Consider the following 21,468-nt stretch of genomic DNA (forward strand, 5'->3'; position numbering starts at 1 on the left):
TGCAATCCTGGGGCCGCTTTGCGGCCCATCGCGGCGCAAGGCCGCTCCCACACGACCAGCCTTTAGAACCCACCCAAATTCAGACCATTCCTACACCCCAAGCACTGGCCATTCTCCCCCCTGGAACTTATTCTCCCGCGCCGGTTCCTAACCCCTTCAATAAGGCCTGACCAGCAGCTGGCGCCGCGCCAGTACTTTGTGAGTCGAGTACTCCCCCCGACCTATGTATACTGCCGCATGCAAGCGAGTACGCGCGGCTCGGAGCTGCCGCGTCAAGCCCCAATAATCACACATGCCCGCACGGCACTATCGGAGTTGGTTAAGTCGCATGAAAGCAATCGTTACTGGGATCACTGGTCAAGACGGCGCCTACCTGGCGGAACTGCTGCTGGAAAAGGGCTATACGGTCTACGGCACCTACCGTCGTACCAGCTCGGTTAACTTCTGGCGTATCGAGGAGTTGGGCATCCACACCAACCCTAACCTGCACCTGGTCGAGTACGACCTCACCGACCTGTCGGCCAGCATCCGCCTGCTGCAAACCACCGAAGCCACCGAGGTGTACAACCTCGCCGCACAAAGCTTCGTGGGTGTGTCCTTCGAGCAACCCCTGACCACCGCCGAAATCACCGGCCTGGGCGCTGTCAACCTGCTCGAAGCCATCCGTATCGTCAACCCGAAGGTACGCTTCTACCAGGCCTCCACCTCCGAAATGTTCGGCAAGGTGCAGGAAATCCCGCAGGTCGAAACCACCCCGTTCTACCCGCGTAGCCCGTACGGTGTGGCCAAGCTGTACGCCCACTGGATGACCATCAACTACCGCGAGTCGTACAACCTCTTCGCCACCAGCGGCATCCTGTTCAACCACGAGTCGCCCCTGCGCGGCCGTGAGTTCGTGACCCGCAAGATCACCGACTCGGTCGCCAAGATCAAACTGGGCCTGCTGGACAAGCTGGAACTGGGCAACCTCGACGCCAAGCGCGACTGGGGCTTTGCCAAGGAATACGTCGAAGGCATGTGGCGCATGCTGCAGGCTGACGAGCCAGACACCTTCGTACTGGCCACCAACCGCACCGAAACCGTGCGTGACTTCGTCACCATGGCCTTCAAGGCCGCTGGTATCGAAATCAACTGGAGCGGCAAGGACGAAGCCGAGCAAGGCACCTGCGCTGCAACCGGCAAGGTACTGGTCGTCATCAACCCGAAATTCTACCGCCCAGCCGAAGTCGAGCTGCTCATCGGCAACCCGGCCAAAGCCAAGCAGGTACTGGGCTGGGAGCCTAAAACCAGCCTCGAAGAGCTGTGCCGCATGATGGTCGAAGCCGACCTGCGTCGTAACGAAAAAGGGTTCTCGTTCTGATGCAAATGGCCAGCAAACGCGCACTCGTCACCGGGATCAATGGCTTCACAGGTCGCTACATGGCGGCCGAATTGCGGGCCAATGGTTATGAAGTGATCGGTACCGGGAGCCAGCCTTCGGCGGCGCCCGATTACCACCAGGTCGATCTGGCCGATGGGCCGGGCCTGCGTGCGTTGCTGGCCGAACTGCAGCCGGATGTGATCGTGCATCTGGCTGCCATTGCGTTTGTCGGGCACGGCGCTGCCGATGCCTTCTATCAGGTCAACCTGATCGGCACGCGCAACCTGCTCGAAGCCATTGCGGCCTGCGGCAAAACGCCAGAGTGCGTACTCATTGCCAGCAGTGCCAATGTCTACGGCAATGTTTCCGAAGGGATGCTGGACGAGCACACCCCGCCTGCACCTGCCAACGACTACGCCGTCAGCAAGCTGGCGATGGAATACATGGCAAAGCTGTGGTGCGACCGGCTGCCGATCGTCATCACGCGTCCGTTCAACTACACAGGTGTTGGGCAGGCCGAGAACTTCCTGCTGCCCAAGATCGTTTCGCACTTCCAGCGCAAGGCCCCAGCCATCGAACTGGGCAACCTGGATGTGTGGCGTGACTTCAGCGACGTGCGCGCCGTGGTGCGTGCCTACCGTGGCCTGATCGAGGCGCGGGCAGTGGGCCAGACCGTGAACGTGAGTTCCAGCATCACCCATTCGCTGCGCGAAGTCATCGCCAAGTGCTCGGCCATCACCGGGCACACGCTTGACGTGCAGGTAAACCCTGCGTTCGTGCGCGCCAACGAGGTCAAGACCTTGTGCGGCGACAACGCCCGCCTGCGGGCGCTGGTGCCGGGTTGGGAAACACCCGATCTGGACGAAACGCTGGGTTGGATGCTCGCCGGTCAATGAAGGTCATTCTTTCCGTCGAGTCGGTTCGCTTCCCGCTGACCGGTATCGGGCGTTACACCTACGAGCTGGCCTCGCGGCTGCAGCAGTGCGATGACATCGACGACCTGCGGCTGTTTGCCGGGCGCAGCTTCGTGCCAGCGCTTCTCAAGCCAGCAGACCAGTCCGATGCCGTGCATGGGCTCAAGCGTTTCGTCCAGAAAAACGCCTTGGCCGTCGAAGCCTACCGGCGGCTGATGCCGTTTCTGCGTAAGCGCGCATTGCGTGGACATGATGACTTCATCTACCACAGCACCAATTTTTACCTGCCGCCCTTCGCAGGCCGCAGCGTCGCCACGTTCCACGACTTGTCGCCTTTCACCTGGGCCCATTGCCATACCCCGCAGATCGCCCGGTACTTGCAAAAAGAGCTCCTGCTGACGCTTGAGCGGGCCGATGCGCTGATCACGGTGTCCCATTACATTCGCCAGGAGCTGGCCGATTACTTCAACTGGCCGCTTGAGCGCATTCATGCGGTTCCCCTGGCCAGCTCGCCGCAGTTCCATCCCCGTAGCCCGCAGGCGCTCACACAAACGCTGGCGCGTCATGGTCTCGAACCTGGTGGCTACAGCCTGTTCGTGGGCACCATCGAGCCGCGCAAGAACATCGAAAACCTGCTCGACGCTTATGGCCGCCTACCGCTTGCCCTGCGCCAACGCTGGCCACTGATCCTTACCGGCTACCAAGGCTGGCGCAGCGAGGCCATCCACGCCCGCATCGCCCAGGCGCAGCAGCAGGGCTGGGCCCGCTACCTGGGCTTCGCCCCTAGCGAAGACTTGCCGTTGCTGTTCGCCGGCGCCCGGCTGTTCACCTTCCCGTCCCACTACGAAGGCTTTGGCCTGCCCGTGCTCGAAGCCATGAGCTCCGGCGTGCCGGTGGTGTGCTCCAACAGCTCTTCGCTGCCTGAGGTCGCAGGCCATGCAGCGCTCATGTGCGCGCCCGATGACGTGGACGGCTTGACCGCACTGCTGCAACAGGGCCTGGAAGACGAAGCCTGGCGCGCCACGGCCATTGCCCAGGGCTTGCAGCATGCCGGTGGTTTCTCGTGGGAACGGTGTGCCCAAGGCACCCTTGAGGTGTATCAAGCGGTCAAGCAACGATGATCAAGGTTCTGCATTTTTTCAAAACCTACTACCCCGATTCCATGGGCGGTATCGAGCAGGTGATCTTCCAGATCGCCGAAGGCACCCAGGCCCACGGTATCGAGCCCGAGGTGCTGTACCTGAGCTCACGTGGTGCTGCCCGCAACGAGCCGGTGGCCAACCACCTCACGCACCGTGCCAAGCTGGACCTCCATGTCGCCTCCACCGGCTTTTCGTTGTCGGCCTTCAAGGACTTTGCCGAACTGGCCCGCAAGGCCGATATCGTGCATTTCCACTTCCCTTGGCCGTACATGGACCTGGTGCACTTCGCCACCCGGCTGAACAAGCCGACCGTGGTCAGCTACCACTCCGACATCGTCAAGCAGAAGTGGCTGCTCAAGCTGTACCAGCCGCTGATGAACCGCTTTTTTTCCAGCGTCGACCGCATTGTGGCGTCTTCACCCAACTATGCGGCGCACAGCCCGGTATTGACCCAGTTCAAGGACAAGGTGTCGATCATCCCGTATGGTCTGGACCGGTCCACGTACCCCAAAGCCAGCGCCGAAAAGCTGGCGTACTGGCGGCAACGGTTGGGCGAACGGTTCTTCCTGTTCGTCGGGGCGCTGCGTTATTACAAGGGGCTGGACTACCTGCTGGAGGCCGCGCGTATCAGCGGCTTGCCCGTGGTCATCATGGGCGGCGGCTTCCTGGAGCAGCAGCTGCGCCAGCAGGCCAGCGACGCGGGCCTGAGCCAGGTGCAGTTCCTGGGTGGCTTGCCGGACGAAGACAAGGTGGCGCTGCTGGAACTGTGCTATGCCTTTACCTTCCCGTCGCACCTGCGTTCGGAGTCCTTTGGCATCTCGCTGCTGGAAGCGGCCATGTACGGCAAGCCGCTGATCTCCTGCGAAATGGGCTCCGGCACCACCTTCATCAACCTGGCCGACCAGACCGGGCTGGTGGTACCGCCGCGCGATGCACCGGCGCTGGCCCAGGCCATGCAGCAGCTGTGGGACGACCCGGCCCAGGCCCAGGCCATGGGTGCCGCCGCCCAGCAACGCTTCGAGAACGTCTTTACCGCATCGGCCATGGCCAATGCCTACGCCGAGCTGTATCGCAGCCTGTTGTAGCCCGGTCAGTCAGGCACAACGGGCGCGAAGATCGCCGCATGCCGGCCTTGCCGGTGTGAACCGAGAACGGATTTCATGGAACGACGCACGTTATTGATCACTGGGGCCTCGGGCTTTGTCGGCAGCGCCCTGTGCCAGCGCCTGGCGACGGTCGAAGGCCTTACGCCCCGCGCCGCCTTGCGCCCCAGCAGCCAATCGCCTCTGGCAGGCATAGACGCGGTCACCGTTGCGGACCTGAGCGCCGATACCGACTGGCAGGCGGCCCTTGTCGATGTAGACGTCGTGGTGCACGCGGCGGCGCGTGTGCATGTGATGAAGGAAACCGCCACCGACAGCCTGGCCGAGTTTCGCCGTGTGAACGTGCAATGCACGCTCAACCTGGCCCGCCAGGCGGCGGCTGCGGGCGTGCGCCGCTTCATTTTCATCAGCTCGATCAAGGTCAATGGCGAAACCAGCCAGCCGGGCCGGCCCCTGCATGCCGATGATACCCCCGCGCCCCAGGACGCCTATGGCGTTTCCAAGCACGAGGCCGAGCAGGGGTTGCAGGCGGTAGCCGCCGAAACGGGCATGGAGGTCGTCGTGATCCGGCCGGTGTTGGTCTACGGCCCGGGCGTCAAGGCCAACTTCCTGAGCATGATGCGCTGGCTGGAGCGTGGCGTGCCCCTGCCGCTGGGGGCGGTACACAACCGCCGCAGCCTGGTCTCGCTGGGCAACCTGGTCGATCTGGTCATCACCTGTGTGGATCACCCAGCGGCAGCGGGCCAGACGTTCCTGGCCAGTGATGGCGAGGCTGTATCCTTGAGCGAGCTGCTGCGGGCCCTCGGCCGGGCGCTGGGCCGTCCAGCCCGCCTGGTGCCGGTGCCCGCCGCGCTGTTGCAAACGAGCGCCGCGCTGCTGGGGCGACGTGACTTGGCCCAGCGCCTGCTGGGCTCGCTGCAAGTGGACATCACCAAGAACCACCAGCTGCTGGGCTGGCGACCGCCCTACACGCTGGAGCAAGGCCTGGCCGCCACCGCGCACGCCTTCAAGGAGAACCACCGCCCATGACCGCCATCCTCATCGTGGCAGGCATCGCCACCTGGCTGATGACGGCCGCACTGCGCCGCTACGCGCTGTCGCGCAGCCTGCTGGACATCCCTAATGCCCGCAGTTCGCATACCTTGCCCACGCCCCGGGGCGGGGGGGTGGCCTTCGTCGTGGCCTTCATGGTCGGTGTGCTGGTGCTGGGCTGGGCCGGGTACGTGGCGCCGTCGGTGCTGGTGGGCATCCTCGGGGCAGGGGGCCTGGTGGCCGTAATCGGGTTCATGGACGACCACGGGCACATTGCCGCGCGCTGGCGCCTGCTGGGCCATTTCGCCGCAGCCGCCTGGGGGCTGGCCTGGCTGGGTGGTCTGCCGCCAATCAGCGTGTTCGGCTGGCCGTTGCATGCCCTGTGGCTAGCCGCGCCGCTGGGGCTGCTGTACCTGGTCTGGCTGCTGAACCTCTACAACTTCATGGACGGCATCGATGGCATTGCCAGCATCGAAGCCATTTGCGTGTGCCTGGGCGGCACCGTGCTGTTCTGGCTGGCGGGTGCGCCGAGTGCTGCGTGGCTACCGCTGCTGCTGGCCGCCACCGTCACCGGTTTCCTGATCTGGAACTTCCCGCCTGCCCGCATCTTCATGGGCGATGCGGGCAGTGGTTTTCTTGGCATCGTGCTGGGTTTGCTGGCAATCGTGGCAGGTTGGATAGATCCGCTACTCTTCTGGGGGTGGTTAATACTTTTGGGTGTATTCGTGGTAGACGCTACCTTCACCTTGGCGCGCCGTTTGCTACGCGGTGAAAGGGTCTACGAAGCACATCGCAGCCATGCCTACCAGTACGCCTCGCGGCGCCACGGTCGTCACCGGCCGGTGAGCCTGGCGGTGGCGGCCATCAACCTGGGCTGGCTGCTGCCCGTCGCGTTGGTCGTCGTGGTGCTCAAACTTGATGGGGCAACCGGAACCTTGGTGGCCTATGCCCCTCTGATACTGTTGGCAGTTGCCTACCGGGCAGGGGAGAAGGAATAGCATGCTCCAGCAAGGCGGGCGCAATCAGGGTTGTACAGGGCTGTATGTTCGGCAGTCGCTCTGGTCATTTTCACAAGATGGCGTAGCCATGAGGAAAACCCGATGAGCAATGCGAAGAACGACAGGCTGCGGCAATTTCTGGTCACCCTGTCACGCCGGCAGAAACGCCTGATCCAGGTGTGTGCCGACATTGCCCTCATCTGGTTCGCGCTGTGGCTGTCGTTCATCGTGCGGCTGGGCGTGGAGGAAATGTACAACCCCATCGTCGAGCACACCTGGCTGTTCATGGCCGCGCCGTGCGTGGCCATCCCCTTGTTCATCCGCTTCGGCATGTACCGGGCGGTGATGCGCTACTTCGGCAACGATGCGCTGGTGGCGATCATCAAGGCGGTGACCCTGTCTTCGCTGATCCTGGCGGTGGTGGTGTACTGGTACAGCAACCACGAGGTGGTGGTACCGCGCTCGATCATCTTCAACTACTGGTGGTTGAGCATGGTGATCATCGGCGGCTTGCGCCTGATCATGCGCCAGTATTTCCTGGGCGACTGGTTCACCGGCGCCCATCAGATCCCTTTCGCCAACCGCGACGACGGGCAGATCAAGGTAGCCATCTATGGTGCAGGTACCGCCGGCAACCAGCTGCTGGCGGCGTTGCGCATGGGCCGGGTGATGCGCCCGGTGGCCTTCCTCGACGATGACGGCGACCTGGCCAACCGGGTCATCTCCGGGCTGCAGGTCTACAAGCCCAAGCACCTGCAACAGATGCTCAAGGAAACCGGCGCCCAGGAGGTGTTGCTGGCACTGCCGTCGGCCACCCGCGCGCGGCGACGAGAGATTCTCGCCCTGCTCGAACCGTACCCCCTGCACGTGCGAAGCGTGCCGGCCTTTGCCGACCTGGCCACTGGCCGGGTAAAGGTGGACGATATTCAGGACGTGGACATTGCCGACCTGCTCGGGCGTGACCCCGTGCCCGCGCAGGAAGGCTTGCTGGAGCGCTGCATTCACAAGCAGGTGGTGCTGGTGACCGGTGCCGGCGGCTCCATTGGTGCCGAGCTGTGCCGGCAGATCATCGGCCTCGGGCCCAAGACCTTGCTGCTGCTGGACCATGCCGAATTCAACCTGTACAGCATCCTCAGCGAGCTGGAGCAGCGCGTGGCCCGCGAATCGCTGTCGGTGCAGTTGCTGCCGATCCTGGGCTCGGTGCGCAACCAGCAACACTTGGTCGATGTGATGAGCACCTGGCGCGTAGACACCGTCTACCATGCAGCTGCCTACAAGCATGTGCCGATGGTCGAGCACAACATCGCCGAAGGCATTCTCAACAACGTCTACGGCACCTTGTGCACGGCCCAGGCGGCATTGCAGACCGGGGTGGCCAACTTTGTGCTGATCTCCACCGACAAGGCCGTGCGCCCGACCAATGTGATGGGCAGCACCAAGCGACTGTCCGAGTTGATCCTGCAGGCGCTCAGCCGGGAAGCGGCGCCGGTGCTGTATGGCGATTGCAACAAGATCGCGCGGGTGAACAAGACCCGCTTCACCATGGTGCGTTTCGGCAACGTGCTGGGTTCGTCCGGTTCGGTGATTCCGCTGTTCCACCAGCAGATCAAGACAGGTGGCCCGCTGACGGTTACCCACCCCAAGATCACCCGTTACTTCATGACCATCCCGGAGGCGGCGCAACTGGTGGTGCAGGCCGGGGCCATGGGGCAGGGCGGGGATGTGTTCGTGCTGGACATGGGCGAGCCGGTGCGCATCGTCGAGCTGGCGGAGAAGATGATTCACCTGTCGGGCTTGAGCGTGCGCAGCTCGTCCAATCCTCAGGGCGACATCGCCATCGAGTTCACGGGTTTGCGGCCGGGTGAGAAGTTGTACGAGGAGCTGCTGATCGGCGACGACGTATCCCCCACCGCGCACCCGATGATCATGGCGGCCAACGAGGACTACCTGGCGTGGGAACGGTTGCGCGAAGGGCTGACGCTGTTGCTGGCGGCGGTGGCCGAGGACGACTTCACCCGCGTGCGGCAGTTGCTGCGCGAGATGGTGAACGGGTATTCGCCGCAGGGCGATATCGTGGACTGGGTTTATTTGCAGCGTCGCCAGGGGCCGGTGGAGCGGTAAGTGCTTGAGCCGTCGATTGGGCTCGGTGCCCCGGGGCCGCTTTGCGGCCCATCGCGGCACGAGGCCGCTCCTACCCCGGGAGGCGTTAGCCTTCAGATGCGGTGCTAGGCAGGCGATGACACGGCGTGAAGCACAGGCCTACCCGGACCTGTGGGAGCGGCCTCGCGCCGCGATGGGCCGCAAAGCGGCCCCAAGATCTAAAGCGCGCCCACCATCTCCGCGGCTCTTACCCCGTAGGGCACCCAGCACCCCCGCATTCAGCACCACATCACACACCCTAACCCCCAAGCGACTACCCCGACCCTCCTGTCAGACTCAAGCCCCCAGCACGTCAGCCCCATTCCCCATCTATCACCTCTCCCCCAATAAACCCTGCTACACCTCACCAACTCAACCGATCCCACCTCTCCAGCCACCCCCCACCCTAAGCCCACCCCCGACCAATCCAGTAACCATTACCCCACCCCCAACCCTGTCCCACCCCCCACCTCCAGCGCTAGGGTTAACCCCGCAGCCCAAGGAACAGGCTGCCAGAAACGACCAACCCTAGGAGTCTTCATCATGCGTAAAAACCTGCTCACCGCGCTGCTGCTCCCACTCATCGCCAGCCTTTCGTTCACCGTAAACGCAACACCGACCAATGCCACGACCATGGTCGAACCCATGGCGATGGTCGCCCAGGCAAGCCAGTCAGCAACCCCGCTGGTCGATCTCAACAGCGCAGATGCCCTGACGCTCCAGAAAGAACTCAACGGCATCGGCAAGGCAAAGGCCGAGGCAATCGTCGCCTACCGCGAAGCCCACGGGCCATTCGCGTCGGTCGATGAACTGCTCGAGATAAAAGGCATCGGCAATGCGCTGCTAGAACGCAACCGCGACAAACTGAAAGTGCAATAAGTACAGAGGGGCGGGCCTTCGACAGGCCCGCTCATTGAAAGGCCATCAACCGCATTCAGCGGTCTTGAGCATCCCGGGCATCGGCCTCGGCGTTGCGTTCATGAACCTTGCGCAACTGCTCGTCAGTCAACGGCAGCTTCTTGGCCGTGTCGCGCAGCATCATCAAACCGCCGACGATCGAGCCAATGGCAACGATGAGTATCAGCCAGGCATACCAAGGCATTTTCCTTCTCCTGTTGCGAATGTAAGCGGCTTGCTCACCTGTTTTGAGCCAGGCGCCGCTTCGTTGGTTCAATGGTACGGCGCCTCACGCAGGCCCAGCACCCACCGGCCCACATCCTGGCCCACCGTCCGACCAATTCCTGGGCCAGCGGCCCCCCAGCCTGCGTCACATCGTTTACAATGCGCGCCGTTTCCGACTTGCCAAGAGACCCTGCCATGCCTGCTTGCCAGACGCCCCTGATCGTCGCCCTGGACTTTCCTACCCGCGAAGCCGCCCTGAAGCTGGCTGACCAGCTGGACCCTGCGCTGTGCCGCGTCAAGGTGGGCAAGGAGCTGTTCACCAGCAGCGCGTCGGGCATTGTCGAAACCCTGTGTGACAAAGGCTTCGAAGTGTTCCTGGACCTGAAATTCCACGACATCCCCAACACCACGGCCATGGCCGTCAAGGCCGCTGCCGAGATGGGCGTATGGATGGTCAACGTGCATTGCTCCGGCGGCTTGCGCATGATGGCTGCTTGCCGTGAAGAACTGGCCAGGCGCAGCGGCCCGCAACCTCTGCTGATCGGCGTGACCGTGCTCACCAGCATGGAGCGCGAAGACCTGGCCGGTATCGGCCTGGATGTAGACCCGCAAGAACAGGTACTGCGCCTGGCGGCGCTGGCCGAAAAGGCCGGTATGGACGGGCTGGTGTGCTCGGCGCTGGAGGCCCCGGCGCTCAAGGCCGCTCACCCTGGCCTGCAGCTCGTCACCCCCGGCATTCGCCCGGCAGGCAGCGCCCAGGATGACCAGCGTCGCATCCTCACGCCGCGCCAGGCCCTGGACGCTGGCTCGGACTACCTGGTAATCGGCCGCCCCATCAGCCAGGCCGCCGACCCGGCCCAAGCGTTGGCAGCGGTAGTGGCCGAGATTCGCGGCTGAGCCTGAGCCGCACGCCTTTCAGGCACCGTCATCGGATCGGGACCTGAAAGGCGTGCGTCCAGTCAGTCATTACACCTTCAACACCAGCTTGCCGAAGTTCTGCCCGTTGAACAGTTTCAACAGGGTGTCTGGGAAGGTTTCCAGGCCGTCCACCACGTCTTCCTTGCTCTTGACCTGCCCATTGGCCAGCCAGCCGGCCATTTCCTTGGCCGCTTTGCCGTAGTCCTTGGCGTGGTCCATCACCACGAAGCCCTCCATGCGCGCACGGTTCACCAGCAGCGCCAGGTAGTTGGCCGGGCCTTTGACCGCTTCCTTGTTGTTGTACTGGCTGATCGCACCGCAGATCACGATGCGCGCCTTGAAGTTGATGCGCGTCAGCACCGCATCCAGAATCTCGCCCCCGACGTTGTCGAAGTATACGTCAACGCCTTTCGGGCATTCGCGCTTAAGGCCTGCCTGTACGTCCTCGGCCTTGTAGTCGATGATGCCGTCAAAACCCAGTTCATCCTTGAGGTACTGGCATTTCTCGGCACCGCCCGCGATACCCACGACGCGGCAGCCCTTGATCTTGGCGATCTGCCCCGCAATGCTGCCCACCGCACCCGCGGCGCCGGAGATCACCACGGTGTCGCCGGCTTTAGGCTGGCCCACTTCCAGCAAGGCAAAGTACGCCGTCATGCCGGTCATGCCCAAGGCCGACAGGTAGCGGGGCAGGGGCGCAAGGCTCGGGTCGATTTTCTGCAGGTTCTGGGGCTCGCCGGTGAAGTAATCCTGCACGCCCAATGCGCCGTTCACATGGTCGCCAGGCTTGAAGTCCGGGTGGTTGGACGCAACCACTTCGCCCACGCCCAGGGCGCGCATCACCTGCCCCAAGGCAACCGGCGGGATGTAGGACTTGCCCTCGTTCATCCAGCCGCGCATGGCCGGGTCCAGGGAAAGGTACAGGTTGCGCACCATCACTTGCCCTTCACCGGGTTGTTCGGCAGGCAGGGTCTCGAACTTGAAGTCTTCACGCGTTACCGCCCCGACCGGGCGTTTGACGAGCAGGAAGCGGCGATTGGTCTGGGTCATGACGGGTCCTTGAAGAATGGAATGTGCACAAGAGGATAAATCTACCTTGTTGATGAAAGCAGGTCCTCAACATCACTGACAAGCATGGTCCTATAAATGTCCATGTGATGATGCTGCGGCCTTACCAGCGGCTGGCTATGCTCGTGTGCCTCACAGGCCCTGACAGGAGCGCGGCATGAGCATGAGTTTTTCGGGCCAGGTAGCACTGGTCACCGGGGGCGGGGCGGGCATCGGCCGGGCAACGGCGCTGGCCTTTGCCGGCGAGGGCCTGAAGGTGGTGGTCGCCGACCTGGACGCCGTGGGCGGCGAGGAAACGGTCGGGCAGATTCGGGCCGCAGGTGGCGAGGCGTTGTTCATCGCCTGCGACGTGACCCGCGAAGACCAAGTCCGCCAGCTGCACGAGCACTTGGTCGCCGCCTATGGCCGGCTGGACTATGCCTTCAACAATGCGGGCATCGAGATCGAGCAGGGCAAGCTGGCCGACGGCAGCGAGGCGCAGTTCGACGCCATCATGGGCGTGAACGTCAAAGGTGTGTGGCTGTGCATGAAATACCAGCTGCCGCTACTGCTGGCCCAGGGCGGCGGCGCTATCGTCAATACCGCCTCGGTGGCGGGGTTGGGCGCAGCGCCGAAGATGAGCATCTACAGTGCGTCCAAGCATGCCGTGATCGGGCTGACCAAGTCTGCCGCCATCGAATATGCCCGCAAGGGCATCAGGGTCAATGCCGTGTGCCCGGCCGTGATCGATACGGACATGTTCCGCCGTGCCTATGAAGCCGACCCCCGCAAAGCCGAGTTCGCTGCCGCCATGCACCCGGTAGGGCGCATCGGCACCGTGGCCGAAATCGCCAGTGCGGTGTTGTACCTGTGCAGCGATGGTGCGGCGTTTACCACTGGGCACTGTCTGACGGTGGATGGAGGGGCCACGGCAATTTGAATCGGTGAGGTTGTGGTGGATGAAGCCCAAAGGCTGCCAGGGGCTGAGCACTTGTCTGAAGAGGCATTATTACGCTGACATCCTGGGGCCGCTGCGCGCCCCATCGCGGCCGGTCCGGCGCCCCGGAAAGGCCGCTCCCACACGGGGCTCAGTAGCCTGTAGATTGCACTTTTGTGGGAGCAACTGTCTTGCCCGATTTATTTAAAATCTAGCCCGCCCCCCAGGGGGCGCGCTTGTCGCGCGGCCACGGGCGAAGCCCGTGCCATCCAGCGCGGTATTGGATTGATGGGCAAGCCCGCTCTTGTATGAGTTACGTCGGCTTCCTGCTCTAGGTCCGCATAGGCTGTGGCAAGACCAGATCAAGCCAAGGCTTGCCCGTCCTTAGCATGGCATTGAGCCGTACGATCAATACCCGCATACAGGCTACGAGGGCGACCTTGGCAACTTTCCCGCGTCCGCGCAGCGCCTCATAACGAGCCTTGAGTGCTGGGTTGTACTTTATCGCCACAAGGCATGACATATACAACGATCGCCTGGCCTCAAACCGCCCGCCCGAGATAGAGCGTTTGCCCACGGATTTTCCGCTGTCGTGGTTAAAAGGCGCCACCCCGACCAACGAGGCTATTTCTTTGGACTCTACACGCCCCAGTTCTGGCAGAAGTGTTATCAGCTTGCCCGCCGTTACCAGCCCAATGCCTTTGACCTGGACCAGCTGAGTAACCCGTTCATCTTTCAGGGCTTCCGTTTGCTGGCTGATCGCTTGCTCAATCAGCTTGATCTGCGACTTGAAGTGCTGAAGGTTGGCTTTCAGAAAGTCGGACACCGCGCTGAACTGCGCCTGTTTCAGGCGCCTGCGGTCGTCATCACGCTGCTGAACCAGCCGATCACGTTGCTGCAGCAATTCTCGCAACAGCGCACGCTCCGGGCTGATCCGCAGGGTGGGCTGGTCTGGAATGACCTCAGCGTAGTGGGCCAGTACTTCGGCATCGATGGCGTCGGTCTTGGCTTTGACTCCGATGGATTCTGCGAACGCTCGGGCTCGCCTGGGATTGACGCGTATGACCTTGTAGCCCGCGTCCTGCAAGAACCTCAGGATATTACGCTCATAGCCACCTGTGGCCTCCAGCAGAACACGCTTTATGCTGAGACCGCAAAGGCCATCGAGCAACGCTTCGAATCCCGCCGGATCATTGCTTACATGAAGTCTGGTGCCCTGAGGCCGTACCGCAGCATCAAGCGAAAGACTAGAAACATCGATACCCAGGTAGGAAACCATCGCCTAAATCTCCTAAACTCAACACTGTGAGAGGACTTTGGCTTGGCCCACGCTTGTGATTCGAGATCAGAGCCGCGTCCAACTGTTCGGGCTCTCGCCAAAGTGGAACGGTGAATGGCAGCTTGTGCTCCCACTCGTGCTCAAGGCACCTGCGGCCTTCAGCTTGCCATTCACCGCTCTCACTCCAGATTCTAATCTCTAATCAAGACACAAGCGGTCCTTGTGCCGCGATGGGCTGCGCAGCGGCCCCAAGTTCTCCGCCCCGAGCCGCAAATCTTCATCCCTCGCGCACCCCAGCCTGCCTTCGCCAACCACCGTCGTTGCCAGACAACATCCGGCCACCCATCCCTGCCTTTCATACGTAGGGCGACTCCTACAAACCCATTACCGACATACTCATAGCTATTTGACACTATTCTGACGTCAGGCCCTTGTTCAGGGGTTGGCAACGTTGCCACCCTTGGCGTTCGGGATAACCTGACACCCACAAGGGGAATCGGCATGGGCGCGAGCAAGCACGGTGTGTTGGCCAACCTGGGCATGGCGCGCAAACTCGCGCTGGGCTTCACCCTGGTGTTGCTGCTGACCCTGGCGGTGGCTGCCATCGGTATCGCGGCGTTGCACAGTGTCGGACAGCGCTTTGACAGCCTGCGCGCGCTGGCACAATTCAATACCGACCTGTTGCGTCTGCGCCAGCACGAACAGGCATTTGCACTGCGCTCCGACATCAAGCAAGCCGAAGCCTTGCGCGCCGGCTTGCAAGGGTTGGTCGAGCGCGCTCGTGCACTGCCGGCCCTGGCCGCAGCCGAGCCCGAGCTGGCCGCCTATGGGCAGGCATTCGAAGCGTTCGTCGGCGCGGTGCAGGCCAAGGAACTGGCGCTCGATACCGCCAGCTGGTCGGTCTCAAGCGTTGCCAACAACCTCGACGTGCTGCAATCCGGCCTGGCTGATGACGGGGTGTATACCCTCAAGCAATCACAAGGCCAGCAGGGCGGTGAGTTCCTGGAGCAGGCCGCGCAGGTGGCGCAGGTCTCGCGGTTGATGCTCCAGGCCATGGATGAAGCCCGGGTGCGCCTTGAGAAAAGCCGCAAGGGCGAAGACGACGTCAGCCAGGCGCGCATCGCGCAAACGGTCGAGGCCGCCAGCCTTGTGGGCCAGTTACAAGCGGCTGTCACCGACAGTGGCTACCAGAGCGTACTCAACGAGGTGGCGGGGCACATTGGCAGCTTCTCCGAAAAACTCAACGAATACACCGACCAACTGGCCAGCGAACAAGGCCTCAAAGCGCAGTTGCAGGCCTCGGCCGAGCACGTCACAAGTCGCGTCGATCAGGCCTACCTCACCGAAGAGCGCGTGCTGCAAGGCGACTTGCAGCGCAACACGGTGGCCATCGCCATCGCCACCGCGCTGGCCTTGCTGGTGGGCGTGCTGGCCGCCTGGCTGATCACCCGCGCCGTAGTTGGCCCGCTCAAACATGTGATTGCCCGTGCGCAACGCATTGCCGACGGCGAACTGGCGTTCGAGCCCGTCGCCCCGCGCCGCGATGAAGTGGGGCAACTGATGCAGGCCATGCAGCAGATGGCCGCCGGCCTGTCAGGCATCGTCAGCGGTTTGCAGCAAGGCATCGAGCAGTTGGCCGGCAACGCCCAGGCGCTGTCGGCCGTGACCGAGCAGACCAACCGCGAAGTCGGCAGCCAGAAGGAAGAGACCGAACAAGTGGCCACGGCAATGCAACAGATGACGGCTACCGTGCACGATGTGGCGCGCAACGCCGAGGAAGCCGCGCAAGCGGCGCAGGCTGCGGACGAGAAGGTCGATTCGGGGCAGCATGTGGTGCGCCAGAGCATGCAGCGCATTGAGCAGTTGGCCGCCGCAGCCGAAACCGCCAGCGCGGGCATCGAGAGCCTCAGCTCTGAAATCCATACCATTGGCGATGTGCTCGAAGTCATCAAGAGCGTGGCCGAGCAAACCAACCTGCTGGCCCTCAACGCGGCCATCGAAGCGGCCCGGGCCGGCGAGCAGGGGCGCGGCTTTGCAGTGGTGGCCGACGAGGTGCGTGCACTGGCCAGGCGCACGCGCCAGTCCACCGAGCAGATCGAAACCCTGGTGGCCAGCCTGCGCGACAATGCGCAGCAGTCCGTCGCGCAGATTCGCGGCAGCACGGAGCTGGTGCGCCTGGCCGTGGCCGATGCCCTGCACACTGAAAGCGCGCTGGGCAGTATTGCTGCAGCGGTGTCGTTGATTCAGCAGATGAACCAGCAGATCGCCGCCGCCGCCGAACAGCAAAGCTCGGTCGCCGAAGAAATCAGCCGCAGCGTCACGCAAATTCGTGGCAGTGCCGACCAGGCTGCGTTGGCCATGCAGGACAGCGCCCGGTCCAGCGTCGAGCTGGCGCAGCTCGGCACCGACCTCAAGGGCATGGTGGGGCACTTCAGGCTGTGATGGCGCCGCCCTGGCAGGGCTCCGCCGGCGTAGAGCCTGCCATGGGCGGGTGTCTTACGCCTTGCGTGGGTTCAGGATCAGCAGGGCCAGTACACCGGCCACGATGCCCCAGAAGGCCGAACCGATGGAGAACAGCGTAAGCCCCGAGGCCGTGACCATGAAGGTGATGACGGCCGCTTCACGCTCGCGCGCTTCACTCATGGCTACCGTCAGGCCATTCATGATCGAGCCAAACAGGGCCAGCGCCGCAATCGACAGCACCAGTTCCTTGGGCAAGGCCGCGAACAGCGCTGCCAGGGTCGCTCCGAACACGCCGGCTACACCGTAGAACACGCCGCACCACACGGCCGCGGTGTAGCGCTTGCTCGGGTCTTCATGGGCATGCGGCCCGGTGCAGATGGCCGCGCTGATGGCGGCCAGGTTCACCCCGTGCGAGCCGAACGGCGCCAGCAGCAACGAAGCCAGGCCGGTGGTTGAAATCAACGCAGAGGCCGGCACCTGATAACCGTCTGCCCGCAGCACGGCAATGCCCGGCATGTTCTGCGAGGTCATTGCCACCACGAACAGCGGAATGCCGATGCTGATGGTGGCTGCCAGCGAAAAGTGCGGCGTGGTCCATACCGGCGTTGCCATTTCCAGGGCGAAGCCGCTGAAGTCCAGCAGCCCCAAGGCACCGGACAGGGCCGTGCCCACCAGTAGAGCGGCCAGTACGCAGTAGCGCGGGGACAGGCGCTTGACCAACAGGTAGCTGAAGAACATGCCCAGCACCAGCAAGGTGCGGTGCTGGGCGGCGACGAAGATTTCGCTGCCGATCTTGAACAGGATGCCTGCCAGCAGCGCCGATGCCAGCGAGGCAGGAATCCGCTTGACCAGGCGCTCGAAGCTGCCGGTCAGCCCACAGATCAGCACCAGCGCAGCACAGGTGATGTAGGCCCCGATCGCCTCCCCGTAGCTCACCCCGCCCAGGCTGGTGATCAGCAGCGCCGCGCCGGGCGTGGACCAGGCCACGGTCACGGGCGTGCGGTAGCGCAGGGACAGGCCGATGCTGCAGACCGCCATGCCGATCGAGAGCGCCCAGATCCAGGAGGATATCTGCGCGGTGGTCAGGCCAGCCGCTTGCCCGGCCTGAAACATCAGCACCAGCGAGGAGGTGTAGCCGGTGAGCATGGCGATGAAGCCTGCGACCACCGCCGAGGGCGAGGTATCTGCCAGGGGGCGAAGACGAGCGGAAGTGGCATCGGTCATGAAAAATCCTTGTAAGGGTGTACGCCGTGGTTTTCAGACTAACGCCAGGCGAGGTGACAGCAGCGATACAGCGATCATTGCTTTTAACCGTACAGTCGTTAACTATCAGGCGCTCTGGTATGACGGCATTGCAGGGGTAGGGGTGATGTACAAGGTTTACGGCGATTATCAATCGGGTAACTGCTACAAGGTCAAGTTGATGCTCAGCCTGTTGGGGCGGCCCTACGAGTGGCACGCCGTGGACATTCTCAAGGGCGAGACCGAGACGCCCGAGTTCCTGGCCATGAACCCCAACGGCAAGGTGCCGGTGTTGCAACTTGAGGACGGTAGTTACTTGTGGGAATCCAATGCCATCCTCAACTACCTGGCCGACGGCAGCGAGTTCCTGCCCGCCGAGCCGCGCCTGCGCACCCAGGTCTTGCAGTGGCAGTTCTTCGAGCAATACAGCCATGAGCCGTATATCGCTGTGGCCCGCTTCATCCAGTTCTACCTGGGGCTGCCGGATGATCGCGTGGAGGAGTACCGCAAGTTGCACAAGGGCGGGTACAAGGCGCTGCGTGTGATGGAGCGGCAGTTGCAGGTGACGCCGTACCTGGTAGGTGACCAGTATTCCATCGCCGATGTGGCGTTGTATGCCTACACCCATGTGGCACAGCAAGGCGGTTTCGACCTGGCGGACTACCCGGCCGTGCGTGCCTGGCTGGAGAGGGTGAGCAGCCATCCGCGGCATGTGCCGATGGTGGGCTGATTCACGAGCAACATGTAGGAGCGACCTGGCTCGCTGGCGGGTGCCAAGGCTGCACCCGCCACCGCTGAATCAACCCTTGCCAAACCGCTCATCCAGGTAAGCAATGATGGCCTTGGACTCATACATCCAGGTCACCTTGCCCGCTTCCTCGATGCGCAGGCAGGGCACCTTTATCCGGCCACCGCCTTGTTCCAAGGCCTGGCGGTGGACAGGGTCGTTCTTGGCATCGCGCAACGCCACCGGCACATTCAGGCGGTGCAAGGTGCGGCGGGTCTTGACGCAGAACGGGCAGGCATGGAACTGGTAGAGCGCCAGGCCCTTGGCCGCCTCGTCCACGCGGGCCTGGGCCGCCGGGTCGCGCTTGCGCTTGGCCGGGCGGCTGGCCCAGTCGCCGAATACGATAAGCTGGCCGAGGCCAACCCGCAGGGCTTTGACGATCATGTACAAACTCCTGAAATGAAAAAGGCCGACCGGCAGGGGTCGGCCTGGGTGACGCAGCCGGTTACTTGATCAGGCTGAGGAACTCGCTGCGGGTGGCCGCGTTGGCGCGGAACTCACCCAGCATCACCGACGTGATCATGCTCGAATTCTGCTTCTCCACACCGCGCATCATCATGCACATGTGCTTGGCCTCGATGACCACGGCAACGCCGGCGGCACCGGTCACCTGCTGCACGGCATCGGCGATCTGGCGGCTGAGGTTTTCCTGAATCTGCAGGCGGCGGGCGTACATGTCGACGATACGCGCCACTTTCGACAGGCCCAGCACTTTGCCCTTGGGCAGGTAGGCCACGTGGGCCTTGCCGATGAAGGGCAACATGTGGTGCTCGCACATCGAATACAGCTCGATGTCCCGGACCAGCACCATTTCGCTGTTGTCGGAACTGAACAACGCGTTGTTGGTCACTTCTTCCAGTGTTTGCTCATAACCGCGGCAAAGATACTTCATCGCCTTTGCAGCCCGCTTGGGCGTGTCGAGCAGGCCCTCACGGGAGACGTCCTCGCCAATCTGGCTGAGGATCTCGGTGTAGTTCTGTTCCAGGGACATGGATCTACCTGTGGGAAAAATCGCAAAAACGAAGGTTACGGCGGCAAGGGCGGCGCTGCAAGCGCGGCGTTACTCGTCGCGGCCTTCGAGCATGGTTCGTTTGAGCATCACATAGACCGCGCCGGTGCCACCGTGGCGGGCACTGCAGGAGGCAAAGCCGAGCACTTGCGGGTGCTGGCGCAGCCAGGTGTTGACGTGGCTCTTGATCATGGGGCGCTTGCCGTCCAGGCGTGCCGCCTTGCCATGGGTGACCCGCACGCAGCGTACTTCAAGGCGCGTCGCCTCGGCGATGAAATCCCAAAGCGTCTCGCGCGCCTTTTCCACGGTCATGCCGTGTAGGTCCAGGCTGCCTTCGAACGGTATCTGCCCAAGCTTGAGCTTGCGCAGCTGGGTTTCCTGGACACCGTCACGGCGCCACATCAGTTCGTCTTCGGCGCCCACGTCGATGACGAACTGGTCGGACATGCCATCGATGACCAATGCCTTGTCGCTGGACACGGTCGCCGACTGGCGCAGGCCGGCCAGTTTCTGGCGATCGGCCTTGGGCTTGCCGACCTCGGCACGGTCGTGCGTGATCGGCTTGACGCCGCGCACTTCGGCCTTGAACAGGGAAAAATCGTCGTCTTGCATGATGCCTCCGCGTGGGCGGCATAGTTTACGCGAGTGCGCGGCGGTGTGCAGCCATGGTGGTCGGGTGGGGAAGGGCGACGGCGGGCTACTAAGGGGGACGGTGAGCTAAGGGAGACGGTGAGCTAATGTAGGAGCGGCCTAGTGCCGCGATGGGACGCGCAGCGGCCCCGGCGATCTAGGCGGCCAAGCTGAAATCCTGGGGCCGCTGCGCGCCCCATCGCGGCTAGGCCGCTCCTACAGGGGGGCTGCGGTTGCAGGAACCTCACTCATGCTTCTTCATCAAGTGGGGCGACATGTTCAGCTCCCGAGCACGGCGCATGCGAATGCGGCTCAGGCGCCAGAAGCGTACGCCAAGCCACAGCATCAGCAGCCCCACCACCGTCAAGGTGGCGGCAAGCGGCTTGTTGGCGTTGAGTTCGGCCAGGGCAGGGTAGTTGCCCAGCAGCCCGGCCACGCCGGCCATGGCCAGTAACACACCAAGGGTGGCCAGCAGCGCGGCAAGCGCAGCACCCAGGCGTGCGCCCCAGCTGCGCGGTTGGCGCGGGCGCAGGCGCTTGGCGTCGATACTGCCTTTAAGCTTCATCCTGCTCTCCTGTTGGGGTCTGGGCCCTTGGACCCACAAACACACCTCGGGTTCCTGCCTGCCGCCACCCTCCTGATCGGATCAGATCAGGCTGGCCGTCGGCGCCACGCAGGCGAAGTTGTCGGCCATCACGGCCATTTCACACCGGTGGATCTGCGCCGCTGGAATCACCTCATTGTTGAAAGCCAGGTCGCGGGTGGCCGACGCATCTTCCACCAGGGTGCACCGGTAACCATAGTCCTTGGCACGGCGCACGGTGGTGCTGACGCTGGAGTGGCTCATGAAGCCGCAGACGATCAGGTCGAGATGGCCGAGTGCTTGCAACGTCTCGTGCAGCTTGGTGTTCTTGAAGGCATTGGGCATGCGTTTTTCGATCACGGTCTCGCCTTCCAGCGGTTCGAGCCCCGGAATGAACTGACCTGCAGGGCCCTGGGGGTCGAAGCGCCCGCCAACGGTGCCCAGATGGCGAACATGGATGATCGGACGGCCGCTCTTGCGCGCGGCGTCGAGCAACCTGGCGATGTTGGCCACGGCCTCATCCATGCCCGACAGCGCCAGGGGCCCGGTCAGGTACTCCTTCTGCGCATCAATGATGATCAGGCTGGCTTGGCTCAGCTTGGCCGGCGGGTAATCGCGGCCAGTGAGGCGGAACATCGTGGTTGGAACGGACATCAAGGGCTCCTTGGTATAGGGCTTTTGTACGCCTATTCTCCCCTGCCTTGGCGACAATGGGAATGGTTGACAACGCAAGCGGCGTGGTTGCTGGCCTGTGGCTACCGTA

21 protein-coding genes and 1 pseudogene are annotated in these 21,468 nt (G+C 63.1%); 13 read left to right on the top strand and 9 right to left on the bottom strand.

Annotation, left to right across the window (positions count from 1 at the left end; genetic code table 11):
* Window positions 1–328: 328 nt before the first annotated feature.
* The 8 genes from gmd to NMB38_RS06030 all read left to right on the top strand — a co-directional run bounded on the left by gmd (window position 329) and on the right by NMB38_RS06030 (window position 9,567).
* A complete protein-coding gene (gene gmd, locus NMB38_RS05995) occupies window positions 329–1,360 on the top strand; it encodes a GDP-mannose 4,6-dehydratase (RefSeq protein ID WP_027914283.1) in 1,032 nt (343 codons plus the stop codon).
* Window positions 1,360–2,256: a GDP-mannose 4,6-dehydratase gene (locus NMB38_RS06000; RefSeq protein WP_494354920.1), complete on the top strand. Its 897-nt coding sequence runs from the start codon at window positions 1,360–1,362 to the stop codon at window positions 2,254–2,256. Before gmd ends, NMB38_RS06000 begins: the two co-directional genes overlap by 1 nt.
* Window positions 2,253–3,395 carry a glycosyltransferase family 4 protein gene (locus tag NMB38_RS06005; protein ID WP_132579059.1) on the top strand — a complete coding sequence of 381 codons (1,143 nt, stop codon included), beginning with the start codon at window positions 2,253–2,255 and terminating at the stop codon, window positions 3,393–3,395. Before NMB38_RS06000 ends, NMB38_RS06005 begins: the two co-directional genes overlap by 4 nt.
* On the top strand, window positions 3,392–4,501 hold the full coding sequence (locus NMB38_RS06010; protein WP_027914286.1) for a glycosyltransferase family 4 protein: 1,110 nt from the start codon (window positions 3,392–3,394) through the stop codon (window positions 4,499–4,501). Before NMB38_RS06005 ends, NMB38_RS06010 begins: the two co-directional genes overlap by 4 nt.
* A gap of 75 nt (window positions 4,502–4,576) precedes the next feature.
* Window positions 4,577–5,548, top strand: a complete 972-nt coding sequence (locus NMB38_RS06015) for a UDP-glucose 4-epimerase family protein (protein ID WP_132579058.1) — start codon at window positions 4,577–4,579, stop codon at window positions 5,546–5,548.
* Entirely contained in the window at window positions 5,545–6,549 is a 1,005-nt protein-coding gene (locus tag NMB38_RS06020; RefSeq protein WP_104925932.1) for an MraY family glycosyltransferase, read from the top strand. Before NMB38_RS06015 ends, NMB38_RS06020 begins: the two co-directional genes overlap by 4 nt.
* A gap of 102 nt (window positions 6,550–6,651) precedes the next feature.
* Window positions 6,652–8,670 (top strand): polysaccharide biosynthesis protein, encoded by a 2,019-nt coding sequence (locus tag NMB38_RS06025; RefSeq protein ID WP_023535319.1) that lies wholly within the window; start codon window positions 6,652–6,654, stop codon window positions 8,668–8,670.
* A 561-nt stretch (window positions 8,671–9,231) separates the two neighbouring features.
* A complete protein-coding gene (locus NMB38_RS06030; RefSeq protein ID WP_181074449.1) occupies window positions 9,232–9,567 on the top strand; it encodes a ComEA family DNA-binding protein in 336 nt (111 codons plus the stop codon).
* Between the two features lie 55 nt (window positions 9,568–9,622).
* Here the strand turns inward: NMB38_RS06030 and NMB38_RS06035 are convergent, their stop codons facing one another.
* Window positions 9,623–9,790, bottom strand: a complete 168-nt coding sequence (locus tag NMB38_RS06035) for a DUF2897 family protein (protein WP_023535343.1) — start codon at window positions 9,788–9,790, stop codon at window positions 9,623–9,625.
* A 215-nt stretch (window positions 9,791–10,005) separates the two neighbouring features.
* On the opposite strand from NMB38_RS06035, the gene pyrF reads away from it, so the two are divergent.
* On the top strand, window positions 10,006–10,707 hold the full coding sequence (pyrF, locus tag NMB38_RS06040; RefSeq protein WP_494354921.1) for an orotidine-5'-phosphate decarboxylase: 702 nt from the start codon (window positions 10,006–10,008) through the stop codon (window positions 10,705–10,707).
* A gap of 69 nt (window positions 10,708–10,776) precedes the next feature.
* Here pyrF and NMB38_RS06045 read toward each other — a convergent pair whose 3' ends face one another.
* A complete protein-coding gene (locus NMB38_RS06045) occupies window positions 10,777–11,778 on the bottom strand; it encodes an NADP-dependent oxidoreductase (protein WP_494354922.1) in 1,002 nt (333 codons plus the stop codon).
* Between the two features lie 175 nt (window positions 11,779–11,953).
* Here NMB38_RS06045 and NMB38_RS06050 point away from each other — a divergent pair, with 175 nt between their 5' ends.
* A complete protein-coding gene (locus NMB38_RS06050) occupies window positions 11,954–12,715 on the top strand; it encodes an SDR family oxidoreductase (RefSeq protein WP_027914292.1) in 762 nt (253 codons plus the stop codon).
* 328 nt (window positions 12,716–13,043) lie between these two features.
* Here NMB38_RS06050 and NMB38_RS06055 read toward each other — a convergent pair whose 3' ends face one another.
* Window positions 13,044–13,991: an IS110 family RNA-guided transposase gene (locus tag NMB38_RS06055; protein WP_059183221.1), complete on the bottom strand. Its 948-nt coding sequence runs from the start codon at window positions 13,989–13,991 to the stop codon at window positions 13,044–13,046.
* A 1,053-nt stretch (window positions 13,992–15,044) separates the two neighbouring features.
* Here NMB38_RS06055 and NMB38_RS06060 point away from each other — a divergent pair.
* Window positions 15,045–15,524 (top strand): annotated as a pseudogene (locus NMB38_RS06060) (methyl-accepting chemotaxis protein); the annotation flags it as partial.
* Window positions 15,525–15,728: 204 nt separating this feature from the next.
* Entirely contained in the window at window positions 15,729–16,433 is a 705-nt protein-coding gene (locus NMB38_RS06065) for a methyl-accepting chemotaxis protein (protein WP_494355077.1), read from the top strand.
* Between the two features lie 54 nt (window positions 16,434–16,487).
* Here NMB38_RS06065 and NMB38_RS06070 read toward each other — a convergent pair whose 3' ends face one another.
* Window positions 16,488–17,678: a benzoate/H(+) symporter BenE family transporter gene (locus NMB38_RS06070; RefSeq protein ID WP_027914294.1), complete on the bottom strand. Its 1,191-nt coding sequence runs from the start codon at window positions 17,676–17,678 to the stop codon at window positions 16,488–16,490.
* 145 nt (window positions 17,679–17,823) lie between these two features.
* Here NMB38_RS06070 and NMB38_RS06075 point away from each other — a divergent pair, with 145 nt between their 5' ends.
* A complete protein-coding gene (locus NMB38_RS06075) occupies window positions 17,824–18,426 on the top strand; it encodes a glutathione S-transferase family protein (RefSeq protein ID WP_028687830.1) in 603 nt (200 codons plus the stop codon).
* Between the two features lie 69 nt (window positions 18,427–18,495).
* Here the strand turns inward: NMB38_RS06075 and NMB38_RS06080 are convergent, their stop codons facing one another.
* The 5 genes from NMB38_RS06080 to NMB38_RS06100 all read right to left on the bottom strand — a co-directional run bounded on the left by NMB38_RS06080 (window position 18,496) and on the right by NMB38_RS06100 (window position 21,359).
* Window positions 18,496–18,867 carry a glutaredoxin family protein gene (locus tag NMB38_RS06080; RefSeq protein WP_028687831.1) on the bottom strand — a complete coding sequence of 124 codons (372 nt, stop codon included), beginning with the start codon at window positions 18,865–18,867 and terminating at the stop codon, window positions 18,496–18,498.
* Window positions 18,868–18,928: 61 nt separating this feature from the next.
* On the bottom strand, window positions 18,929–19,474 hold the full coding sequence (folE, locus tag NMB38_RS06085; protein WP_023535356.1) for a GTP cyclohydrolase I FolE: 546 nt from the start codon (window positions 19,472–19,474) through the stop codon (window positions 18,929–18,931).
* 69 nt (window positions 19,475–19,543) lie between these two features.
* Window positions 19,544–20,104, bottom strand: a complete 561-nt coding sequence (locus NMB38_RS06090; protein WP_023535332.1) for a Smr/MutS family protein — start codon at window positions 20,102–20,104, stop codon at window positions 19,544–19,546.
* Between the two features lie 262 nt (window positions 20,105–20,366).
* Window positions 20,367–20,687 (bottom strand): hypothetical protein, encoded by a 321-nt coding sequence (locus NMB38_RS06095; protein WP_027914296.1) that lies wholly within the window; start codon window positions 20,685–20,687, stop codon window positions 20,367–20,369.
* An 81-nt stretch (window positions 20,688–20,768) separates the two neighbouring features.
* A complete protein-coding gene (locus tag NMB38_RS06100) occupies window positions 20,769–21,359 on the bottom strand; it encodes a cysteine hydrolase family protein (RefSeq protein WP_027914297.1) in 591 nt (196 codons plus the stop codon).
* Window positions 21,360–21,468: the final 109 nt, after the last annotated feature.

This window comes from Pseudomonas sp. FBCC-B35, from assembly GCF_059133755.1.

What these genes read in the sequence shown, in the direction of transcription:
- gmd (WP_027914283.1), top strand. Translation starts at nt 329, where the DNA reads ATGAAAGCAATCGTTACTGGGATCACTGGTCAAGACGGCGCCTACCTG.
- NMB38_RS06000 (WP_494354920.1), top strand. Translation starts at nt 1,360, where the DNA reads ATGCAAATGGCCAGCAAACGCGCACTCGTCACCGGGATCAATGGCTTC.
- NMB38_RS06005 (WP_132579059.1), top strand. Translation starts at nt 2,253, where the DNA reads ATGAAGGTCATTCTTTCCGTCGAGTCGGTTCGCTTCCCGCTGACCGGT.
- NMB38_RS06010 (WP_027914286.1), top strand. Translation starts at nt 3,392, where the DNA reads ATGATCAAGGTTCTGCATTTTTTCAAAACCTACTACCCCGATTCCATG.
- NMB38_RS06015 (WP_132579058.1), top strand. Translation starts at nt 4,577, where the DNA reads ATGGAACGACGCACGTTATTGATCACTGGGGCCTCGGGCTTTGTCGGC.
- NMB38_RS06020 (WP_104925932.1), top strand. Translation starts at nt 5,545, where the DNA reads ATGACCGCCATCCTCATCGTGGCAGGCATCGCCACCTGGCTGATGACG.
- NMB38_RS06025 (WP_023535319.1), top strand. Translation starts at nt 6,652, where the DNA reads ATGAGCAATGCGAAGAACGACAGGCTGCGGCAATTTCTGGTCACCCTG.
- NMB38_RS06030 (WP_181074449.1), top strand. Translation starts at nt 9,232, where the DNA reads ATGCGTAAAAACCTGCTCACCGCGCTGCTGCTCCCACTCATCGCCAGC.
- NMB38_RS06035 (WP_023535343.1), bottom strand. Translation starts at nt 9,790, where the DNA reads ATGCCTTGGTATGCCTGGCTGATACTCATCGTTGCCATTGGCTCGATC.
- pyrF (WP_494354921.1), top strand. Translation starts at nt 10,006, where the DNA reads ATGCCTGCTTGCCAGACGCCCCTGATCGTCGCCCTGGACTTTCCTACC.
- NMB38_RS06045 (WP_494354922.1), bottom strand. Translation starts at nt 11,778, where the DNA reads ATGACCCAGACCAATCGCCGCTTCCTGCTCGTCAAACGCCCGGTCGGG.
- NMB38_RS06050 (WP_027914292.1), top strand. Translation starts at nt 11,954, where the DNA reads ATGAGCATGAGTTTTTCGGGCCAGGTAGCACTGGTCACCGGGGGCGGG.
- NMB38_RS06055 (WP_059183221.1), bottom strand. Translation starts at nt 13,991, where the DNA reads ATGGTTTCCTACCTGGGTATCGATGTTTCTAGTCTTTCGCTTGATGCT.
- NMB38_RS06065 (WP_494355077.1), top strand. Translation starts at nt 15,729, where the DNA reads ATGACGGCTACCGTGCACGATGTGGCGCGCAACGCCGAGGAAGCCGCG.
- NMB38_RS06070 (WP_027914294.1), bottom strand. Translation starts at nt 17,678, where the DNA reads ATGACCGATGCCACTTCCGCTCGTCTTCGCCCCCTGGCAGATACCTCG.
- NMB38_RS06075 (WP_028687830.1), top strand. Translation starts at nt 17,824, where the DNA reads ATGTACAAGGTTTACGGCGATTATCAATCGGGTAACTGCTACAAGGTC.
- NMB38_RS06080 (WP_028687831.1), bottom strand. Translation starts at nt 18,867, where the DNA reads ATGATCGTCAAAGCCCTGCGGGTTGGCCTCGGCCAGCTTATCGTATTC.
- folE (WP_023535356.1), bottom strand. Translation starts at nt 19,474, where the DNA reads ATGTCCCTGGAACAGAACTACACCGAGATCCTCAGCCAGATTGGCGAG.
- NMB38_RS06090 (WP_023535332.1), bottom strand. Translation starts at nt 20,104, where the DNA reads ATGCAAGACGACGATTTTTCCCTGTTCAAGGCCGAAGTGCGCGGCGTC.
- NMB38_RS06095 (WP_027914296.1), bottom strand. Translation starts at nt 20,687, where the DNA reads ATGAAGCTTAAAGGCAGTATCGACGCCAAGCGCCTGCGCCCGCGCCAA.
- NMB38_RS06100 (WP_027914297.1), bottom strand. Translation starts at nt 21,359, where the DNA reads ATGTCCGTTCCAACCACGATGTTCCGCCTCACTGGCCGCGATTACCCG.